Here is a 19,459-nt window from a genome sequence, read left to right as displayed (position 1 = left end):
CTTTTGAAATGGCATTTACTGTATTCACTGTATGAATTCCGTGACCGAACCGTTGGTGCGGCTTGCTGCGCGCGTCGACGCCATCCAGCCGTTCTATGTGATGGAACTGGCGAAGGAAGCCGCCCTGCTGGAACGTAAAGGGCGCGACATCATCCACATGGGAATCGGCGAGCCCGATTTCACCGCCCCCGAGCCGGTCATCGAAGCCGCCGCCAGCGCGATGCGCCGCGGCGTTACGCAGTACACCAGCGCGCTCGGCCTGCATTCGTTGCGCGAGGCAATTGCCGGGCACTATGCGCACGCCTATGGCGTCGATATCGATCCGGCGCGCATCGTCGTCACCGCCGGCGCCTCGGCTGCGCTGCTGCTCGCGTGCACGGCGCTGGTCGACCGTGACGATGAAGTGCTGATGCCCGATCCCTGCTATCCGTGCAACCGGCACTTTGTCGCCGCGGCGGAAGGCAAGCCGGTGCTGGTGCCAAGCGGCCCGGCGGAACGCTTCCAGCTCACTGCCGCCGATGTCGAGCGCCTCTGGAGCGAACGCACGCGCGGCGTGCTGTTGGCGTCGCCCTCGAATCCCACCGGTACGTCGATCGAGCCTGCGGAGTTGAAGCGCATCGTCGAAACAGTCCGCGCACGCGGCGGCTTCACGATTGTCGACGAAATCTATCAAGGCTTGAGCTACGACGCGCCGCCCGTCTCCGCGTTGTCGTTCGGCGACGATGTCATCACCGTCAACAGTTTCTCGAAGTACTTCAACATGACGGGCTGGCGTCTGGGCTGGCTGGTCGTGCCGCCGTCGCTTGTCAGTGCATTCGAGAAGCTCGCGCAAAACCTGTTCATCTGCGCCTCGGCGCTGGCCCAGCATGCCGCGCTCGCCTGCTTCGAACCGGACACACTGGCGATCTATGAAGCGCGCCGCCTCGAATTCAAGCGTCGCCGCGACTTCATTGCCCCGGCACTCGAATCGCTCGGCTTCGCGGTGCCTGTGATGCCGGACGGCGCATTCTATGTGTACGCGGATTGCAGTCGGGTGGCCCATGCGGCGGCCGGCGACAGCGCCGCGCTGACTACGGCCATGCTGCACGACGCAGGTGTGGTGATGGTGCCGGGACTGGATTTCGGCAACCACGCGCCGCGTTCGTATATCCGTTTGTCATACGCAACGGCGTATTCGAAGCTCGAAGAAGCGGTGGAGCGCTTGCGCGGGTTCTTTGGACGCTGAACCTTCACGCGCCGCGTGAGCCTCGTCTAGCCCCGGCAACCATCGCTCAGGCAGCGCACCATGAAAAAAGGCACCCTCGGGTGCCTTTCTTTCTTGTACTGCGGATACCGCGCGTGGATCGGGCGACTAGGCCATTACTCTCTCAGGCGCCTAGTTCCGGTGTCGCTGCATGCTTGGGCGTCGTGCTGGCGTCGTCCTGCTCCGGCGCCTTGACCGGCGTGGTCGCCGTCAATGGATGCGACGCGTCGAGTGTCACCTGGACACGCTTGGCAGGCGCGGCTCCCGCACCCGAGGCCGGCGCCGCGATCGACGCAGTCGTCGTCACCGGTGCTTGCGGAGCGTTGATCGGCACCTTGCGGCCACGCGCCACGTCACGCAGACGGCCACGTTCGGCCATCACCTTGGCGCCGTAGCCGCCGTCGTCCTGCGTGCTCGATCCCACATACAGACGCAGACCACCCGGCAGCGAACCGCCGCGTGCGATGCAGTCCTTCAGCACGAGCGCGCCAACCTTGATGTTGGCCAGCGGATCGAGTGCAGCGCTTTGGCCGCCGAAATACTGGAACTTGTCCGAGTGCACCTTCGACATCACCTGCATCAGGCCCTGTGCACCCACGCCACTTTCGGCGTAAGGGTTGAAGCCCGATTCGATCGCCATCACGGAGAGCAGCAACAGCGGATCGAGGCCGACTTCGCGACCGGTATCGAACGCAGCCTTGACGAGCTCGCTCACGGGCTCCTGGGCGACGCGATAGCGACGCGCCAGATAGGAGGCCACCAGATCCTGTTCGCGGGACGAAACCAGCACGCGGTCGTCGCGCGCATCGGCGGCGACGCGCTGCGACGGAATCAGCCGCGCGAGCGCGCTGATGCTTTGCACCGAGTGCGGATCGAGCGCGTTAAAAGCCGTGACGCCGAGGCCGCTCGTGCCACTGCCGTCAAAAGCGCCGTCGTAGCTGGTATTGCTGGTGGCGCCGTTGCTGGCGTCACCGCTGGCCGCGTTGGCGGACAGCGAATCGTCGGAGCTCGCCCCATTGGAAGGAGCGAACGACGGCAGCGGATTGCCCTGCAGCAGACGGGCCGGGCCGGCCTGCACAGCAGCGGAAATGACCGGCATCAACTTTGCGGCCAGGGTGCCGCGCCATGCCGGCATCAGCCACAGCGCGAACGCCAGCAGGATGGCGAAGCCGCCAACAATGCTGAACAGGTGATGACTCATTCGCGTACCGCGACGCAAGACAGCGCGCACAGCTTGCGCAAGTCGTTCGTCGGGACGCCACGTTAACCAGGCGTTCATTCAGATCTCCCATCTTGCATGATCTGCGAACCCCACCGGTCGAGCCGGCATCAAAACACGTTCGCAGAGTCAAGACGTCGCGCGCTCTGGTTAGGGCGGCAGCGGCGTCGGGAATACGGCGTCAAAACCGTCGGTGGGGAGCCATCTCGGATACAACCCGGCGCCGTGCCTAAAAAGCACGCACGCAGAGGCTCCCACGCGAAAAACCAGCGTCAGATCGCGCTGGCGAGGACTGCAAAAAAGGCCGTCAAATACCGTGCAGGGGGTCGGTAAGCGGTGACGCGTAGCGTCGTAAGGACCAGGGGGCGGTGGTAAAAAGGTTCACGCCCTGCAACCAATGTGACCGGATTCTAGCAGGGTTTAATAGATCGTCAACACTATAGAAATGCAAAAGTATAACTAATTGTAATAACGAACAGTGTTCAGTGCGATCAAACCCGCGCGCTGCGCGCCTCTCGGGGCAGTTACAGATTTGCTTCGGCAACGTGCGCCAACCAACGCAGGTAAAATCGACAATCGTTCCTGCGCGGCAATAGCCTGTCGCGCCCCACTTTTCGCCGCGCTGCGCGGCCTTGATCCGGACCAGATGAAATACAAAGATCTGCGCGACTTCGTCGGCCGTCTCGAAACACTAGGCGAGCTACGCCGTATCCCGCAAAACGTCTCGCCCGTCCTGGAAATGACCGAGTTGTGCGACCGGGTGTTGCGCGCCGGCGGCCCGGCGCTGTTGTTTGAGAGCAGGCAAAGCCACGCGTTCCCGGTGCTCGGCAACCTTTTCGGCACGCCACGGCGCGTGGCGCTCGGCATGGGTATCGATAGCGCCGAACAGGACGGCGATAGCGGTGCGCTGGAGTCGCTGCGCGACGTCGGCCGCCTGTTGTCGGCGCTGAAGGAGCCCGAGCCGCCCAAGGGTCTGCGGGACGCCGGCAAGCTGTTCTCGCTCGCCAAGGCGGTCTGGGACATGGCGCCGAAGACGGTGAGCGCCCCGCCCTGCCAGGAAATCGTCTGGGAAGGCGCCGATGTCGACCTCGCAAAGCTGCCGATTCAGACCTGCTGGCCCGGTGACGCGGGTCCGTTGATCACATGGGGCCTGACGGTCACGCGCGGCCCGAACAAGAGCCGCCAAAATCTGGGCATTTACCGCCAGCAACTGATCGGACGTAACAAACTGATCATGCGTTGGCTGGCCCATCGTGGCGGCGCGCTCGATTTCCGCGAATTCGCGCTGCAGAACCCAGGCAAGCCGTATCCGGTAGCCGTCGTGCTCGGCGCCGATCCGGCCACCATTCTCGGCGCGGTCACGCCGGTGCCCGACACGCTTTCTGAATATCAGTTCGCCGGCCTCCTGCGCGGCGGCCGCACCGAGCTGGCGAAGTGCATCACGCCAGGCGTCGACACGCTGCAAGTGCCGGCGCGCGCGGAGATCGTGCTCGAAGGTTTCATCTACCCGCAGGAAGGAACACCAGCGCCGGCACCGGACGGTGCGCCGCCGCGCCCCGCGAAAGGCGCGAGCGCTGCCTACGAACACGCGCTCGAAGGCCCCTACGGCGACCACACCGGCTACTACAACGAACAGGAGTGGTTTCCAGTCTTCACCGTCGAGCGCATCACGATGCGCCGCGACGCGATCTACCACTCCACCTATACCGGCAAGCCGCCCGACGAACCCGCCGTGCTGGGTGTCGCGCTCAACGAGGTGTTCGTGCCGCTGCTGCAGAAGCAGTTCACCGAGATCACCGACTTCTATCTCCCGCCCGAAGGCTGTAGCTACCGGATGGCGATCGTGCAGATGAAGAAAAGCTACCCGGGTCACGCCAAACGGGTGATGTTCGGCGTATGGAGCTTCTTGCGACAATTCATGTATACGAAGTTCATCGTCGTAGTCGACGAGGACGTGAATATCCGCGACTGGAAAGAAGTGATCTGGGCAATCACCACCCGCATCGATCCGGTGCGCGACACCGTGCTGGTCGATCGAACGCCTATCGACTATCTGGATTTCGCGTCGCCGGTAGCGGGACTCGGCTCGAAGATGGGCCTCGACGCCACCAACAAATGGCCCGGCGAAACCGACCGCGAATGGGGCCGCCCTATTGAGATGGATGCGGCGGTCAAACAACGCATCGACGCGTTGTGGACCGAGTTGGGCTTGTAGCCCTGCGCCTTGCGCAGCGCCTGGTTTAGGCCCTTAAACAAGGGCTTATTCGCATCGGGCAGCGAAGCGAACCGCCACGCCGGTCCCGCACACGCGCCTAAAACGGCAACGGCGCAACGCGGCAATTCAGCCTGCGTTGCGCCGTTGAGGCGTGTACCGTAATAACTAGTCGTATCGATTAGCGGCGGTAGTAGCCGCCATGACCGTAGTACCCATGGCCCCAATACCCGTGGTGATAGTATGGGCCACGATAGCCGTAGTAACCATAGCCGCCGCCGACCACCACGACAGGCGGCGGAGCGTAGTACACCGGCGGAGGTGCGTAGTACACCGGCGGCGGAGGTGCATAGACCGGATAAGCGGGCGCCAGCGGAATACCGATCCCGATACCGACGGACACGTGCGCCTCGGCGGCGGTCGTGAAGCCCACACCAAGCGCAGCGGCAACAACAAACGGAATGATCTTTTTCACTTTTCTTCTCCAGGCGCGGCCGGGTGACCGTGTCGCATGACGTGCATGCTATGGAATTCAATGTATAGAAAAAGGATCGGCGCCGCTGTTCGCATTTGTTGCAAATTGCAATCGGTACAGATACGCCGTAACCAGCCGTGAGGTGTTGCGGCACGCCGAACCCCCGCTGTGCCCCGATAACTAGGGGTTTGCGCGGGGTCAGAGGCACGGCTCGGCCCGTTTTACCGGTTGCCGCAGCGCCGGAGCGGCCGCGCCGGTAATCTTTAATTACAAATTCACTTCAATGGCCGACTGGCCTAGCGTCGGCGCAAGACAGCGCAGTGGTCGTAAACGCAAATGCCCGGTGCGAGCACCGGGCATTTCTTACCCATTCAGAGACAAATCTTCAGCCTACTTTGACGTAGGTGAACTCGCGCGTGACACTCGGTGGCACGTAGGCACCGCTGATTTTGACGCGTGGCGTGAGGCGCTTTTTTTGATCCCACCAGCGGCGGCGCTGCGAATGAGTCAAGAACCGCAAGTGCTTTCGGTAAGAAAAGATGCTCATTGTTACCTCCCGAATCTGATTGCGAGACAGAAAAAACTCCAACCGCGACTGCTACCTCCATCGACCCTGAAAATTGTGAGCAGTTTTCGCGCCTGCGGGGAGCGCGCCAGCCGATGACCCGCTCCACAAGCCATATCGCGCAAAAATTGATCTGAGGAAACCCTCCTGGCCGCCACGTGCGGCGTGCGTCGCCACGCTGGTGGCGCCCGAGCGCTTATTGAATGCGCGATACTCCAGCTTTCAGTTCAACGTGCCGCCCGGAGCCGAAACCATGTCCCAGTCCTCTATGCCGCGTCTCGGCTTTATCGGCGCGGGGCGCCTTGCGCGCTGCCTCGCGCACGGCTTTGCACGCGCCGGTTATCCGGTGACGGCAATTGCGAGCCGCACGGCGGAATCGGCCCGCCAGCTCGCCAGTCAGATCGATCAGTGTGCGGCCTACGACGACCCGCAGCAGGTCGTCGACGCCGCCGATATCGTCTTTCTAGCCGTTCCCGACGACAACATCGGTACGACGGCGAACACTTTGCGCTTCGATGCCACGCCGGCAGCAACCGGACGCCTGCGCGCACTGGTGCATTGCAGCGGGGCGTCGCCGGTGGAATTGCTCGCCGCAGCGCGCTCACAGGGTGCGTCGATCGGCGGTTTTCATCCACTGTACCTGTTTGGCGGCGATCTCGCTGATCTCGACCGGATCAACGGTTGCTCAGTGACCATCGAGGCCGACGGCGAACTCAAGGAAGCATTGACGGTGCTCGCGGTGGCGCTGCACTGCCATCCCCTGTCGATTCCGCCCGGCGGCCGGATGCTCTACCACGGGGCCGCTCACTACGCGGCCAGCTTTGCGCTGTGCAGCCTCGCCGAATGCGTCGCGCTGTGGCGCGCCCTGGGCTTCAACGAGGACGACGCGCTGCGCGCCCTCCTGCCGATGCTCGCCGGCACCATCCAGACGGCGCGCGACAAGGGCTTGCCCAACGCCCTCGCCGGGCCCGTATCGCGCGGCGATACGGGCGTGGTGCGCAAGCAGCTTGCGCTGCTCGAAGACCTCGGCGGCGACCACGCGGCGCTGTACGGACTGATGTCGCGGCGAGCCGTCGAACTGGCGCGCCGCCGCGCCACGCCGCCGGCCGCCATCGACGCCATCGCGGATGCTGTCGAGGAATCGCTCGCGCGTTCGCTGAATCAGGTGCCGGCTGGTACTAGCGTCAAGTAAGCCGTGATAATGTGACGTCCGGCGCAGCGCGCAATCCGCCTGCGCCTCGCTCCGGGACCAACCGACGAGAACGCATAATGATCAAGGTCAGCATCCTCTATCCGTATCGAGAAGACGGCCGCTTCGACATGGAATACTACTGCGGCACGCACATGCCGCTCGCGGCCAGGCTGTTCGGCGCGGCCCTCAAAGGCTGGTCGGTGGACGCCGGGATCAACGCCGGGCCGCCGGGTACGCCGCCGCCCTACGTCGCGGCCGGGCATTTCCTGTTCGATACAGCCGACGCGTTCTACGCAGTCTTCAAACCTGCCGCCGACACGCTGCTCGCCGATATTCCGAACTACACCGACGGCGGCAACGGCTCGATCCTGATCAGCGAAATCAAGGTCACGGTCTAGCGGGTTGCCGCGTGGCTTCGGGCGGAGCAACGGGTCCGCATAGCCTTGGCGTAGCGGATCGAGAAGCCACTGCAACATGCAACCGTGATACCGCTAGCCACCCACGCCGGCGCGAACAGCGAGCCGTAAGCGCAAGCGCACGGCACAAGAACTTTTGAACACGACGGCGCGCCCATATAACGTGCCGTCGCCCGGCGTCCGGTCCCAACCGGCCGCTACCCTGAAGGAAAAGGACACGAGATGTTCGGCGATATCGCCCGTTTTTTGCTCAATACCGTTTTCACGCTGTTCGGCGCGGCGCTGCTGTTGCGCGCATGGCTGCAAGTCGTCCGCCTGCCGCCGTATAACCCGGTTTCCAACGCCGTGCTGCACGCTACCAACTGGATCGTGCTGCCGCTGCGGCGCGTGGTGCCCAGCACCCGCAACATCGATTGGGCGAGCATCCTCGCCGCCGTCATCGCCGCGATCATCTATGTGATCCTGATGGTGGCCGTGACCGGCGTGGACCCGCTCGGCCTCTGGCCTACCCTGCTGATTGTCGCGGTGCTGACCGTCATCAAGTGGGGGCTCAACCTGATCATCTGGCTGACGATCCTGATGGCGCTGCTGTCGTGGCTCAATCCGCGTTCGCCCGCCATGCCGATTCTGCTGCAGCTCACCGCGCCGTTTCTGAATCCGCTGCGCCGCGTGATGCCGAACCTCGGCGGCATCGACCTGTCGCCGATCCTGTTGTTCGTGATCGTGCAGGTGCTGTTGATGATCGTCACGCGGGCTGCCGTGCAATTGACGTATTTCGTTATCTGAGTAGCCGGACGGCGCGGGTGGCCTACCCGCCGCCGTCTACCGAGGTCCGCGTATCACGGCGATGCGGTCGCAGCCAGGCTGCCCGGCACCGTCGCCAGCAGGTGATCCGCGAGGCGTTGCGCACGTTCACGCTCGTCCGCGCTCAGGCGCGCCAAGACCCGCGCTTCGACGATGCGCGTGCCCTGCGCGTAGGCTCGGAACCCCGGCTCAGCGGCAAAGCTCGCGAGCGCGCGCTTGAGCCATGCGTCGCCCAATGCGCGGTCCAGCATGATGCCGTCGCCGGTCAGATAGCGAACGCCGAGTTCGTATTGCTCGAGCGCATCGCCCAGCAACGCCCGGTTCAGGCACGACAGCGCCTTCCATTCAGTTCGTGCGTCCACGGCAGGGTCTGACGTTGCGCTGACCGCAGACTTTGCCGCTGCGCTCGCCGCCTCGGCGGCCGCGATGATTGCCGCCTCGTTCGCACTCGTGCGCACCATGCCACCCGCGACGCCAGTTTCGCCAGGAAACGAATCTTCCAGCAACCAACGGCGCTCGCGGGTACCCAGACTGCGCAGATCGCCATCCGCCAGCGCCCGGAGCGCCAAGGCAATCTCCGATGCGTCCGCCCCCTTCGCCGCGGCCACACGGTGCCAGCTCAGTGCGGCCCGATCGTCACGCGGCACGCCTGCGCCCAATTCATAAAGCCGCGCGAGGTCGCTACCGGCCCAGCTCTCGCCGCCGGCAGCAGCTTTCTCGAACCAGCCACGGCTGGCCGCCGCATCGGGAGCGACACCGCGTCCCGACAGATAGGCGAGGCCGACCAGTTCCTTGCCCGGTGCGCCGCCATTTGCCGCGCGCGTGGCCCATTCGAATGCCTGACGTTCGTCCCGCTCGCCGCCGAGCCCGGTAAACAGATGCCACGCCAGAGACTCTTGCGCCGCGACGTCGCCCTGCTCCGCTGCCTTGCGGAACCAGTAGAGCGCCGCGCTGTAGTCCACGGCGACGCCGTTGCCGAGATCGTAGGCGTCGCCCAGCATCGACTGGTACCTGGCTTCGCCGCTGCTCGCAAGACGCCACATCCAGTAAGCACGAGCGCCGGCGTCCAGGCCGGTGAGTTGTGGGCTCATCGCGAGCAGATGCATGGCCACCGGATCGCCGCCGCGTGCGGCGGCCGAACACCAGCGCATCGCGACCGCGTTGTCGCGGGACACGCCAAGTCCGCCCAGATACGCGGCGCACAGCGCGAGCTGCGAACCCGGATTGTTCGCTTGCGCGCCGCGCGTGTACCAGTCGATTGCGGCGCGCCGGTCGATCGCCACGCCGGTGCCGCTCCAGTAAAGCTGACCCAACAGCAGATACGCCGGAGCGTAGTGCTGCGCGGCGGCCTTCAGGATCCACGCAGTCCCAGCGTCGCGGTCTCCCTCCTGCTTGCGATCGAGCAGATGGGCGCCGAGCAGAAGCTGCGCCTGCGGGTCGCCGGCTTGCGCGGCACGTCCGAGATACTGCTCGCCGAGCGTGACGTCGAGCGGCACGTGAGCGCCGGTCAAGTATTGCACGCCGGTTGCACGGGCCGCTTCGGCGCTGCCGAGATCGGCCGCCTTACGATACCAGGCGACGGCCTGTTTCTTGTCCGCCGCAACGCCATCGCCTTCGAACAGCAGGCTGCCCACCATTACGATGGACTGGACGTTGCCGCGCTCGGCCCCCTCACGGGCGAGCCGATACGCAGCGGCATGATCGCGCGGCGTCCCTATACCGTTGAGAGCCAGGGAAGCGAGGTTGAAATACGCGAGCGGGAGTCCCTGCGCAGCCGCCTTCTCATACCACGATCTGGCCTCGGCTAAGTTCTGCGGCTCGCCCTCGCCATGCTGCAGCATCGTGCCCAGATCGTTCTGCGCGGCAGCCACACCGGCATTGGCCGCACCGCGCATCCAGCCGATCGCGGCCGCCGGATCGGCCGGGCCGCCGCGGCCGTTGCGATATTCAAAAGCGAGGCCGAACTGCGCGAACGGATCGCCGTCGAGCGCGGCCTTGCGATACCACGCCCGGGCAAGCGCATCGTTACGCGCGACGCCGGTGCCGTTTGCGTACAGATCGCCGAGACGGCGTTGCGCATAGGTCACGCCGGCGTGCGCCGCGCCCGACATCAACGCGAAGCCGCGGCCTGGATCGCGCGGCAAACCGGTGCCGTTCAAGCCGCTCAGGTACAGATCGCCCAGCATGGCCTGCGCGGCAGGCAGATGCTGAGCGGCTGCGGCGTTCACCCATGCGCTGCCCTTCTGGATGTCCTGGCCGACGCCGTTGCCCTGCAGCAACGCGAGGCCGAGCATGAACTCGCCGTCCGCATCGCCACCCACCGCGCTGCGCGTGAACCATACGACTGCACCCGCGGGGTCCCGTGGCACGCCCTGGCCGTTCATCATCAGACGGCCGGCGTTGGCCGCGCCGTGCGGGTCGCCATGTTCGGCGGCCCGCGCGAATAGCGCGTAGGCCGCCGCGCTATCGACGGGCGCCCCTGCGCCGCTGTAGTTCATCAAGCCGAGCGCGTCGGCTGCGAAACCGTCGCCGCCGTCCGCCGCCAGCGCAAACCAGCGGCGCGCCGCCAGCTCGTCGTGCGGCACCCGCAAGCCTTGCTGATAGAGCGAACCGAGCAGCCTTGCCGCGACTAGCGAACCGTCGAGCGCCGCCTGTTCGAGCAGCGCGATACCGCGGTCGACGTCAGGCTGTGTGCCGAAACCGAACAGCACCATCTGGGCATACAGCGCGCGCGCATCGAGACGGCCGGTGGCCGCTTCGGCCGCGCACGTTGCAAACTGCTGCGCGGGTTTGGCGAGCGGCGAGACAGCCCATGATGCAACGGTGCTCGAAAGTGCGCATGGCGTGGCCGGGTCGCTGAAGACGGCAAGCGGTGCTCGCAACGTGATCGATGGTGCGGCGGGCGCGGCGGACAGCAGCCAGGTCGCGCTGGCTGCTGTCGAGGCCGCAGGCATGGCGCCGACGTCCCACGGCGAGAGCGCCGGGACGGCAAGCGCGAAGACGGCGCAAAGGCGCCGCAAGGCTGGACGGCGCAGCGGCAGGCCGTGAGGACGGCCGTTAGTGTGGTTCATTCGATCTCGTGGAAGGAGCCTCGTGCGGACGGCAACCGGCACACACGGTTCAGTGCCAATCCAAGAGTATCGGCAAACAGCGAAAAAAACTTGATGATTGGCAACGGCCGGTAAGGCCTTTGCGCAGCGATTCGGTTTGGCGCGAATCTCGCCGCCGCCGTCGCCTTCTTCGAAAAGGACGACAGCGGCGGCTGGGACCCTGCTTATTGCGCCAACGTCACCTGACCGTAGGCGACCGCGCTGTTGTTAGCAGCATGGATCACGTAGAGGATCGAACGTTTGTACAGGCTGCTGCCGGAGATAGGCAGGAAAACAATTGCGGCGTTACCCGAGAGCGTCGCGCCCGGAATCTGGCAGGACGTAGCCGTGCCAGTCGTGACGTTCAACGTGTAGAGGTTCTGGCTGGAACCCGTCGTGCTCAGCAACAGCGTACCCGTCACCGGACAGTTGCTCATCGTTCCCGAGACCGCGCCGCTGCTCGAGATCGTGAGAGAGGTATTGGTTTCCGTCCAGGTTCCGGCAACGGTTGACTGACTCACCGCGAGTGCATTCGCCGGATCGTAGGTCCACGACAGATTGACGGTGCTGCTGTTCACCACGAAGCTGCCGCCGAACGTCTGGTTGCTCGTGAAGGTACCCGAGCCCGACGTGGCCGTAGAGTACAGCGAAGAGAGGAACTGACCACCCGAGGTCAAGGTCCAGGCCGAACTCGCCGGCGTGATGACGCCGAAGAATTCCGACATCGCGATACTGCCCGCCGTGCTCAGGTACGAGATGTTGTTCTGCGGGTCGACGAAGGCCGTGGTCTTGCTGATTCCCGACGTCACCGACCAGATCCCTTCGACGCCGTTGCCGGTTGCCGCGGTCGAACCGGGCTGCGGACTGCTCAGGTTCGGCAGCGACTCACCCGTGACGGCGGGCGTGGACGCCGATGTCGGTGCACTTGCTGCGGCCGGTGCGCTTGCTGCCGTAGGCGACGAAGCACTGCTTGATGAAGGTGTGGCCGCCGGACTGGAACCCCCGCCACCTCCGCCGCAAGCCGCAAGAACAAGCGACGCAACCAGAGACAACGCCAATGTTGCTTTGTTTTTCATATCTGTTTGTTTTATTTGGACAAGCGCGGCTGTGAAAACCGCGGTCTCTTGCCATTAGTTAGATTGACCTCGATTTTTGCTGCCGGCACAAATTCGCAGAATTATTTTGGGAACTCGCTTGACAAAAATTGTGCATGCGGTTCTTTGTAATAATTTTGAATAGTGCTAAGGGGGTATACGGCAGGATCTCCAAGGACTTTAATATTTTTGTAGGGTTATTTGCAGATTTCACTCAGGAAGATATTTTCCTGCAGGTGGCGACGGAAATCCGGGCGAGATGCTTCAGTGGCAATATCCACGGCGCATAGACAGGCCGTCAAATGTTATGCATCCATCTATGCGAATCAGATCAATATCGACTCGTATTGAAACACCGTGCAGCCTGTTTTGACTTGATCGACTTAGAACATTCGTTGCCGCGAATCGTCCGTGCTGAACTTGGGTGATTCAGGACGTTCTGCATCCTGATGCGAGGTCGCAAATAAAAACCAAATGGTATCGGGCTCGTGGATTGAAAGATAGCTAATCCCGGCAACTGAGCAGGCAACGTTGCATGGTTTGAAATTTCTCGTTAATTCACGGAGTTAGCCGATTTGAACGGGAGCGACTCGCTTTCATTTGGCGCAATCGCATTGGGCAACAGGTTGCGTCGGGCAGGATTGATCTCAGCCTGCGCTGGAAACGCTCGCGGTAAGTCGCCCCGGCCTCGCGTCCCCGCAACGGATTTGCCTAAACACCCCGATCGCGCGTAAAATAGCGCGCTCTGCGGGCGTCGTATAATGGTAATACCCTAGCTTCCCAAGCTAGAGCCGTGGGTTCGATTCCCATCGCCCGCTCCACTATGGCTCAAACCCTTGCCACGTAAGGCTCCGAGGGTTTCGCTAAAGTGGCCGCACCCACAACTGCTACTCACACCTGCGCTTGAAAAATGGGCTTTGGAGCTTTCCTTGCCCATCAAGACGCCACGGTTGCACCGCGACAAAAAGTCGGGTGGTTACCCCTTTCGCTACAGACTTCCGGCTATCCTTGCTCAACGGCTGGGGAAGGTCAGTGTTTACCTGTCGCTCAAGACCAAGGACTATTTTTTCGTGCTATTTGAATTAATCTTTAGCTCTTCGGCCTCAAGGAACTTCCTTCGCCGTTTCGTGAGATTGGTAGAATCCTGCTTGGCGCTATCAACAGACTGACCGGCTATATTTTCTACACCCTTCACGTGCGCCCTATCCTCAGCAACAACAACATTACCTGCACCGCCCTCAACAAACGTTTCTTTTTCGCCCTCCTTATTTTTGCCAAGCATAGCTATCTCGTATTGGATTAAGAAAAACTAAAAGGCTTATGAACGATATGATGGCTCTATTTTGCATGAAGCTATCGGTTCGTCAACAATAATACAACTCCCATCGCCGCACCTCCTTACTCATCTCACCTCCTCTCGCTTTTCCGGCTTAGTGTCCAATATGCCAGCGAGCGCACTAACCGCCTAAGCCGGCGTGTCCTTGTGAGTCTCCTCGTTGAGTTGGGGAAGCATTCGCCTCCACAGCCAATAAATATCCGCACCGCCTATAGAGCCATCTTCCTGCCTACTACAAAAAAACCTTGAGTTCTCTAAACTTTCCACGAAATTTGTCGATATATATCATATCAATTCGTTTTTATATTCTATATCACATATCATGAACCAACAGACACAGCAAATAGCCACGACAATCATCGCCGTCATGGGTCTTCTGATATCGTCTTATCTTCTCTATATCAATATCAGAAACAGAAGAACGCAGCTATCTGCCTATTACATCTCACGATCTCTATACAGGAGCAACAAGATCGTTCTCAAATACATTAACACCGAGCAGCTTGATGGGCGCTTCCTCGTCAAGTTAGTGCTATTCAATCCCGGATCAGTTGCATCAATCATCCATAGCTTCGCAGCGTTCAAGCCGACGAAAAATCCCAATCGCATTTTTCGCTTCTTTAAACCAACCGTCATCAAAAGAATCGAAAGTTCCTATTGGTGGCCGACACAGGATGAAAACCAAAAGGAACCACGATACATTGATGACGAGTATAAAAATCTCTACGTTAAAGATTATCGGGTGATTCTAGTATCGATACCTGGCTTGATTGACAGATCGAAATATAAATTTGAGATTCGAACAAATATTGATTATCAAACCCACGAAACTACTCTCGATGGGATAAAAGGAACGACTCGATTCAGTCATCACTATGAAGAGTGGCACATTGAGAAATAAGTCTCAGAAAGCGAAACCTCTATAAGAAAGCCTTCTAGATTTTTGGAACTTTTTTCTACCATCCTCTATCCTTGATACGATTGCCACGACCACGAAAACGAGTTTTAATTCAAATCTTTATCTATTGTGCCTGCCGATGATTGCGAATCGCGACATTATTTAGACTCTTTCTTGACGGATTTTGAAATTTTATCAAAAATAACAAGCGGAAGTTTGTTGGTCACAATGCAGCCATTTTTCCCAGCAGCTTTAACCGCAAGCACGACAGAGTTTTTCTGAGACTCTGCAAGTGATCGACCTTTTTCCGGATTGGCCTCTTTAACATGACTCAAAGCTTTCTTCGTTGCAGTTTCCTCATCCGGTGCTGACACGATCATCTCTAGGACATGGGGATGATCTAGCGTTTTTACGTAAGCCTTATAAAGTTTATCAGCCATTTCACCCCCTGATTCCGATTAAAGTCCAGCATTTTGAAAACGCGTGACTTCCAGAGTGGAAAAACTTTGCGCCGCTTCCTATTCCTCAAGATAAGCCAAAGGATGTCCGAAGCTCGATAGCCCCACAGCTAGACTCCATCAGTGTCATTGCTATCGCCAACGGGCGCGACGTTTGAACATACCTCTTGCTATACTAGTCTAACTTGGCCCGACTCACAAAATAATGCGCGGCGCATAGACCGGTTCAACCACACACGAAGAGGAAAAAATGTATAGGGGTTTCAACGTCGACATGGAAGGCATCAATTTAGATAGCCTGCTGCAATTCCAGGAAGCTGGAAAAAAAATTCATTCTGGAAACAAAGCCCAAGTTAGCACGAAATTGGATTCATTCAAGAATGAAAATGGAGAGCTATTGGCATCGGAAATTGTTGCGGACTGGTTTCCACTTATCGATGCAAATGTTTTTTTATCCCATTCCCATCGAGATTCAGATCTTGTGGTTCAAATTGCCGGATGGCTTAAGGAACGATTTGGCCTTACATCGTTCATCGATTCGTGTATATGGGGTTATTCAGACAATCTTCTGAAGATTATCGATGATGAATATTGCTATCAACGACTGAAAAAAACCTATAGTTATGAAAAAAGAAACCGGTCGACCGCGCACGTTTATATGATGCTATCGACAGCATTAATCAAAATGCTAAATAATTGCGAGTGCATATTTTTTATAAATACTCCGCAATCAATTTCACCCAAAGACTACATTGAAACCGAGGCAACAACTGATTCGCCGTGGATCTACTCCGAAATCGCAATGACGAGTTTAGTTCAAAAGAGATCGCCCAAATCTCATCGTGAGCGCACGTTAACCAAAGCATCTTTGGCCAACGAAGCCTATACTTTTGACCATGCGTTGCAGGTGCAATATGACGTAGACCTTACACACCTTACGCCGCTAACGGGGAAAAGTTTATTACATTGGCAGGAATCTGTTGAAGCAAAAGGAGTGGATGCTCTGGACAAGCTCTATTCTCTCGCATAGGAGTTTAAAATGGAACAGAAAATTGCTCATCTTGGCTTCATTCAAGGTGTCATAACTCGGATGGGGTCCAATTCGTTTCTAATCAAAGGTTGGACCGTGGCTTTGGTTGCGGCAATTTTTGCGTTGTCAGCCAAAGATTCCAACTCCAATTTTATATTTATTGCGATTTTTCCGATTTTTGTTTTTTGGATACTCGATTCCTATTATCTGCGCCAAGAACGATTATACCGAAAGCTTTATGAGAAGATTGCGGACGACGCGTTGAAGAGTGACAAGTTTACCATGAACGCCGCTCAATTCGGCCGCGAAGTGCAGTCCCTGCCTCGGATAGCGCTTTCAAAATCAATCGTGCCATTTTATATTTTGATTTTAATTATCCTCCTCGTGTCGGCTCTTAAAGTAGAAGCTGGACTTACTATTCGAGGACTAGCCGGCCAAATTTGTCAAGGTTTAAGTTAATCGAAAGGCAGGACGAACTTGGTGGACAGTTGAGTTCGCGCAATCCCGAACACGAACCTCCAGACTCAATGCAAGCTTTGTCGAAAGTGATCTGGACGTTCCTGTTTGGGTTGTGCTACTTTACCCACACCTGTTACGCAGGCCTTTTACCCACACTTTTTTGCTCTATTTTTAAGCAAAAGCGTGATTATGCTGTTGATTTGAAAAGGTTTTGGCGGCTGATGGTTTACACTCCCATCGCCCGCTCCACATTCAGCGCTGACCCTCAGCGGAGATCAGGCACGAAAGCCGCCTCTACGAAGGCGGCTTTTTCGTACTGATGGCGGTAACTTGCGGCGATCGATGCAATCGCGCCTTCCGGTGCACGCAACGTCGCCCCTACCGCCCTCACCTTGCCGCTACCTTTTGTAGCCATCGAAGATGATCCACGATCCCAACCAAGCCGGCCAGCCAGGCGAGCTTCCCCAGAGCGCCGACCACGCTAACCACGATGCGTCCGCCACCCCAACTGACGTCCGTAACGGCGAAACAGCAGATGCGAACGCATCGAAAGAAGCGCTGCGCTTGCGCCGCATCCGCAGCTTCGTCACGCGCGCCGGCCGCGTCTCGACCGGCCAGCGCCGCGCGATGGACGAGCTCGGCCCGCGCTTCGTGGTGCCCTACGCGCCGCAGCAGCCCGACTGGGATACGGTGTTCGGCCGCCGCGCCGCGCGTGTCTTGGAAATCGGCTTCGGCATGGGCGCGACGACGGCTGAAATCGCGGCGCATCGCCCCAACGACGACTTTCTAGGTGTCGAGGTTCACGAGCCGGGCGTCGGTGCGCTGCTCAAGCTGATGGGCGAACAGCAACTGTCGAACATCCGCATCATCCAGCACGACGCAGTCGAAGTGCTTGAACAGATGATTGCGCCGGAGAGTCTGGACGGCGTACACATTTTCTTCCCCGATCCGTGGCACAAGGCGCGGCATCACAAGCGCCGCCTGATTCAACCGAAGTTCGTCGCGCTGCTCGTCTCGCGCCTGAAACCGGGCGCATATCTGCACTGCGCAACCGACTGGCAGAATTACGCCGAGCAGATGCTCGAAGTGCTGGGCGCCGAACCCACGCTCGAAAATACAGCCGAGGGCTATGCGCCGCGCCCGGAATATCGTCCGGTGACGAAATTCGAGCGCCGCGGCCTGAAGCTCGGTCATGGCGTGTGGGACCTGGTGTTCAAGCGGCGCAACGGCAGCTAGGCGCTGCGTCATCACCGGCTTCAAAAGCAGCAAAAGGTCCGCAGCTACGCGGACCTTTTGCTTTCAGAGCCAGAACGAAACAGTCACTCCGACCAGTTCAGGCCGTCGCTGTAGCCCACGATCAGGATCAACAGACCGAACGCGATCCGATACCACGCGAACGCCGTGAAGTCATGCGCCGCAATGTAGCGCAGCAGCCAGCGCACACATGCGAATGCGCTGATGAACGCAGCGACAAAGCCGAGTGTGAACGTCCCCAGCGCATCCGCCGAAAGCAAGTGCCAGCTCTTGAGCAGTTCATAGGCCGTCGCGCCGAAAATGATCGGCATGGCGAGGAAAAAGGAAAACTCGGTCGCAACACGCCGCTCGAGGCCGAACAACATGCCGCCGATGATCGTCGAGCCCGAGCGCGACATGCCTGGAATCAACGCGAAACATTGCGCGAGGCCGACCTTGAGCGCATCGAACGGACCCAGTGCGTCGACCGACTGCACGCGCGGTGGCGCGGCGCCGCGTGCGCGCTGCCGCGCTTCGGCCCACAGGATCACCACACCCCCCGTCACCAATGCGAACGCCACCGGCACCGGCGCGAACAATACGGACTTGATCGTCGCTTCGAATAACAAGCCAAGTACGACCGCCGGGATGGTCGCGATCACCACGTTGAGCGCGAAACGGCGCGCATCGGACCGTGCCGGCAATCCGGTGAGGACCGTGCCGATGCGCCGGCGGTACTCCCAGCACACGGCCAGAATCGCACCCAGTTGGATCACGACGTCGAAGGTCTGCGCGTGTTCGCCGCTGAAATCGAGCAGGCTACCCGCGACGATCAGATGACCGGTGCTCGAAACCGGCAAAAATTCGGTTAACCCTTCGACGACTCCGAGTATCAAAGCCTTGCCAGCCAGTAACCAGTCCATCCATGCCCCTCGTCGCCAGGTTGTCGATCAGGGCTGGTCAAGCAACGACGCGCGGCCCTGCCGGCCGCGCGCACGTCATTTCTCGACGATCTGCACGCGTATGCCGTTTGTAAGAATTGTAATTGTACCTGGTTCGTAGTTCACGCCGGCGAATTGCAATTGCTCAGGCTTGAAGGTGTAAATCGGATAGTTCGTCAGAAGCTGGGTCGCCAACAGCGCCGCGGCGGCGTTGATCTGCTGCGTGTAGGCCTGCGCGCCGCCACTCACATTGACGCTGTCCACGTTGGGCGACTTCAGGACCACGGAGCGGCTCGCGGCATCGTAGGCCAGCTCGCTCGACAGCGTGAACACGCCGTCCACCGGCTGCTGCAGGAACGGGCTGGCAAGGTGCGCGTCGAGTCGCACGGAGACACGGTTGGCATCCGGCAGGAAGCCGACCACCGGGTTGCTCAGCGCAACCTGGAAGACCTGCGAGATGGTCCGCTGATAGGGGAACTTGCGCTGCACGGCGTCCTGCACCTGTTGCTGCGAGAACGTATAGTGCGACGGGATGAACGGGAAGGTCGACGCCGCACACGCGGCCAGCGACAGCGTGATGCCAACGGCGGCACTGGCCGCGAGCAGGAAACGACGCCGGGTCGGCGCGACGGCTTGGGTCATGCAGATTCTCCTGTCGGTCAGAGTTAGCGCTTCCATTGCCGACCAGAGTTCGCGTGTCGACCAGAGTTCGTGCTTTGGCACGTTACCCTGAGCCCATTACGCGTTACTCTGGTCCGATACAAAGCACTGACTCCAATCCAAAGTGGTTGCGGT

General features: G+C 59.9%; 18 protein-coding genes and 1 tRNA gene. 10 read left to right on the top strand and 9 right to left on the bottom strand.

What is annotated here, in order from left to right; all coding sequences use genetic code 11:
* The first annotated feature begins 31 nt into the window (after positions 1–31).
* Positions 32–1,225: a pyridoxal phosphate-dependent aminotransferase gene (locus AC1ECK_RS31530; RefSeq protein WP_480326331.1), complete on the top strand. Its 1,194-nt coding sequence runs from the start codon at positions 32–34 to the stop codon at positions 1,223–1,225.
* Positions 1,226–1,367: 142 nt separating this feature from the next.
* Here AC1ECK_RS31530 and AC1ECK_RS31525 read toward each other — a convergent pair whose 3' ends face one another.
* Positions 1,368–2,522 carry a transglycosylase SLT domain-containing protein gene (locus AC1ECK_RS31525; protein ID WP_480326329.1) on the bottom strand — a complete coding sequence of 385 codons (1,155 nt, stop codon included), beginning with the start codon at positions 2,520–2,522 and terminating at the stop codon, positions 1,368–1,370.
* Between the two features lie 586 nt (positions 2,523–3,108).
* Here AC1ECK_RS31525 and AC1ECK_RS31520 point away from each other — a divergent pair.
* Positions 3,109–4,677 (top strand): UbiD family decarboxylase, encoded by a 1,569-nt coding sequence (locus AC1ECK_RS31520; RefSeq protein WP_480326327.1) that lies wholly within the window; start codon positions 3,109–3,111, stop codon positions 4,675–4,677.
* A gap of 178 nt (positions 4,678–4,855) precedes the next feature.
* On the opposite strand, the gene AC1ECK_RS31515 is transcribed toward AC1ECK_RS31520, so the two are convergent.
* The gene (locus tag AC1ECK_RS31515; protein ID WP_480326325.1) at positions 4,856–5,149 is read right to left on the bottom strand and encodes a hypothetical protein; all 294 of its coding nucleotides are present in this window, start codon (positions 5,147–5,149) and stop codon (positions 4,856–4,858) included.
* A gap of 818 nt (positions 5,150–5,967) precedes the next feature.
* On the opposite strand from AC1ECK_RS31515, the gene AC1ECK_RS31510 reads away from it, so the two are divergent.
* From AC1ECK_RS31510 to AC1ECK_RS31500, 3 genes are all read left to right on the top strand, one after another.
* Positions 5,968–6,906, top strand: a complete 939-nt coding sequence (locus AC1ECK_RS31510; protein WP_480326323.1) for a Rossmann-like and DUF2520 domain-containing protein — start codon at positions 5,968–5,970, stop codon at positions 6,904–6,906.
* A gap of 77 nt (positions 6,907–6,983) precedes the next feature.
* Positions 6,984–7,304: an EthD family reductase gene (locus AC1ECK_RS31505; RefSeq protein WP_480326321.1), complete on the top strand. Its 321-nt coding sequence runs from the start codon at positions 6,984–6,986 to the stop codon at positions 7,302–7,304.
* Positions 7,305–7,544: 240 nt separating this feature from the next.
* Entirely contained in the window at positions 7,545–8,108 is a 564-nt protein-coding gene (locus AC1ECK_RS31500; RefSeq protein WP_480326319.1) for a YggT family protein, read from the top strand.
* Positions 8,109–8,161: 53 nt separating this feature from the next.
* On the opposite strand, the gene AC1ECK_RS31495 is transcribed toward AC1ECK_RS31500, so the two are convergent.
* Together AC1ECK_RS31495 and AC1ECK_RS31490 are read right to left on the bottom strand one after the other, a co-directional pair.
* Positions 8,162–11,197 (bottom strand): tetratricopeptide repeat protein, encoded by a 3,036-nt coding sequence (locus AC1ECK_RS31495; RefSeq protein ID WP_480326317.1) that lies wholly within the window; start codon positions 11,195–11,197, stop codon positions 8,162–8,164.
* A gap of 203 nt (positions 11,198–11,400) precedes the next feature.
* Positions 11,401–12,291: a hypothetical protein gene (locus AC1ECK_RS31490; RefSeq protein ID WP_480326315.1), complete on the bottom strand. Its 891-nt coding sequence runs from the start codon at positions 12,289–12,291 to the stop codon at positions 11,401–11,403.
* 765 nt (positions 12,292–13,056) lie between these two features.
* Here AC1ECK_RS31490 and AC1ECK_RS31485 point away from each other — a divergent pair.
* Positions 13,057–13,130: transfer RNA gene (locus AC1ECK_RS31485), tRNA-Gly, on the top strand.
* A gap of 239 nt (positions 13,131–13,369) precedes the next feature.
* Here AC1ECK_RS31485 and AC1ECK_RS31480 read toward each other — a convergent pair.
* Positions 13,370–13,591 carry a hypothetical protein gene (locus tag AC1ECK_RS31480; RefSeq protein ID WP_480326313.1) on the bottom strand — a complete coding sequence of 74 codons (222 nt, stop codon included), beginning with the start codon at positions 13,589–13,591 and terminating at the stop codon, positions 13,370–13,372.
* Positions 13,592–13,967: 376 nt separating this feature from the next.
* On the opposite strand from AC1ECK_RS31480, the gene AC1ECK_RS31475 reads away from it, so the two are divergent.
* A complete protein-coding gene (locus AC1ECK_RS31475) occupies positions 13,968–14,546 on the top strand; it encodes a hypothetical protein (protein WP_480326311.1) in 579 nt (192 codons plus the stop codon).
* A 155-nt stretch (positions 14,547–14,701) separates the two neighbouring features.
* On the opposite strand, the gene AC1ECK_RS31470 is transcribed toward AC1ECK_RS31475, so the two are convergent.
* Positions 14,702–14,983: a hypothetical protein gene (locus AC1ECK_RS31470; protein ID WP_480326309.1), complete on the bottom strand. Its 282-nt coding sequence runs from the start codon at positions 14,981–14,983 to the stop codon at positions 14,702–14,704.
* Positions 14,984–15,275: 292 nt separating this feature from the next.
* Here AC1ECK_RS31470 and AC1ECK_RS31465 point away from each other — a divergent pair, with 292 nt between their 5' ends.
* Positions 15,276–16,031: a hypothetical protein gene (locus tag AC1ECK_RS31465; protein ID WP_480326307.1), complete on the top strand. Its 756-nt coding sequence runs from the start codon at positions 15,276–15,278 to the stop codon at positions 16,029–16,031.
* Positions 16,032–16,040: 9 nt separating this feature from the next.
* Entirely contained in the window at positions 16,041–16,490 is a 450-nt protein-coding gene (locus AC1ECK_RS31460; protein ID WP_480326305.1) for a hypothetical protein, read from the top strand.
* 265 nt (positions 16,491–16,755) lie between these two features.
* Here the strand turns inward: AC1ECK_RS31460 and AC1ECK_RS31455 are convergent, their stop codons facing one another.
* Positions 16,756–16,905, bottom strand: coding sequence for a hypothetical protein (locus AC1ECK_RS31455; RefSeq protein WP_480326303.1), 150 nt, complete (start codon positions 16,903–16,905; stop codon positions 16,756–16,758).
* Positions 16,906–16,910: 5 nt separating this feature from the next.
* On the opposite strand from AC1ECK_RS31455, the gene trmB reads away from it, so the two are divergent.
* A complete protein-coding gene (trmB, locus tag AC1ECK_RS31450; RefSeq protein WP_480326301.1) occupies positions 16,911–17,726 on the top strand; it encodes a tRNA (guanosine(46)-N7)-methyltransferase TrmB in 816 nt (271 codons plus the stop codon).
* Between the two features lie 83 nt (positions 17,727–17,809).
* Here trmB and AC1ECK_RS31445 read toward each other — a convergent pair whose 3' ends face one another.
* A complete protein-coding gene (locus AC1ECK_RS31445; RefSeq protein WP_480326299.1) occupies positions 17,810–18,646 on the bottom strand; it encodes an undecaprenyl-diphosphate phosphatase in 837 nt (278 codons plus the stop codon).
* Between the two features lie 75 nt (positions 18,647–18,721).
* Positions 18,722–19,306, bottom strand: a complete 585-nt coding sequence (locus AC1ECK_RS31440; protein WP_480326297.1) for a DUF1439 domain-containing protein — start codon at positions 19,304–19,306, stop codon at positions 18,722–18,724.
* Positions 19,307–19,459 lie beyond the last annotated feature (153 nt).

The sequence above is a fragment of the Paraburkholderia sp. SSBN10T genome (genome assembly GCF_056619545.1).
This window is presented reverse-complemented; position numbering and strand designations above follow the sequence as displayed.

What these genes read in the sequence shown, in the direction of transcription:
- AC1ECK_RS31530 (WP_480326331.1), top strand. Translation starts at nt 32, where the DNA reads ATGAATTCCGTGACCGAACCGTTGGTGCGGCTTGCTGCGCGCGTCGAC.
- AC1ECK_RS31525 (WP_480326329.1), bottom strand. Translation starts at nt 2,522, where the DNA reads ATGAACGCCTGGTTAACGTGGCGTCCCGACGAACGACTTGCGCAAGCT.
- AC1ECK_RS31520 (WP_480326327.1), top strand. Translation starts at nt 3,109, where the DNA reads ATGAAATACAAAGATCTGCGCGACTTCGTCGGCCGTCTCGAAACACTA.
- AC1ECK_RS31510 (WP_480326323.1), top strand. Translation starts at nt 5,968, where the DNA reads ATGTCCCAGTCCTCTATGCCGCGTCTCGGCTTTATCGGCGCGGGGCGC.
- AC1ECK_RS31505 (WP_480326321.1), top strand. Translation starts at nt 6,984, where the DNA reads ATGATCAAGGTCAGCATCCTCTATCCGTATCGAGAAGACGGCCGCTTC.
- AC1ECK_RS31500 (WP_480326319.1), top strand. Translation starts at nt 7,545, where the DNA reads ATGTTCGGCGATATCGCCCGTTTTTTGCTCAATACCGTTTTCACGCTG.
- AC1ECK_RS31495 (WP_480326317.1), bottom strand. Translation starts at nt 11,197, where the DNA reads ATGAACCACACTAACGGCCGTCCTCACGGCCTGCCGCTGCGCCGTCCA.
- AC1ECK_RS31490 (WP_480326315.1), bottom strand. Translation starts at nt 12,291, where the DNA reads ATGAAAAACAAAGCAACATTGGCGTTGTCTCTGGTTGCGTCGCTTGTT.
- AC1ECK_RS31480 (WP_480326313.1), bottom strand. Translation starts at nt 13,591, where the DNA reads ATGCTTGGCAAAAATAAGGAGGGCGAAAAAGAAACGTTTGTTGAGGGC.
- AC1ECK_RS31475 (WP_480326311.1), top strand. Translation starts at nt 13,968, where the DNA reads ATGAACCAACAGACACAGCAAATAGCCACGACAATCATCGCCGTCATG.
- AC1ECK_RS31470 (WP_480326309.1), bottom strand. Translation starts at nt 14,983, where the DNA reads ATGGCTGATAAACTTTATAAGGCTTACGTAAAAACGCTAGATCATCCC.
- AC1ECK_RS31465 (WP_480326307.1), top strand. Translation starts at nt 15,276, where the DNA reads ATGGAAGGCATCAATTTAGATAGCCTGCTGCAATTCCAGGAAGCTGGA.
- AC1ECK_RS31460 (WP_480326305.1), top strand. Translation starts at nt 16,041, where the DNA reads ATGGAACAGAAAATTGCTCATCTTGGCTTCATTCAAGGTGTCATAACT.
- AC1ECK_RS31455 (WP_480326303.1), bottom strand. Translation starts at nt 16,905, where the DNA reads ATGGCTACAAAAGGTAGCGGCAAGGTGAGGGCGGTAGGGGCGACGTTG.
- trmB (WP_480326301.1), top strand. Translation starts at nt 16,911, where the DNA reads ATGATCCACGATCCCAACCAAGCCGGCCAGCCAGGCGAGCTTCCCCAG.
- AC1ECK_RS31445 (WP_480326299.1), bottom strand. Translation starts at nt 18,646, where the DNA reads ATGGACTGGTTACTGGCTGGCAAGGCTTTGATACTCGGAGTCGTCGAA.
- AC1ECK_RS31440 (WP_480326297.1), bottom strand. Translation starts at nt 19,306, where the DNA reads ATGACCCAAGCCGTCGCGCCGACCCGGCGTCGTTTCCTGCTCGCGGCC.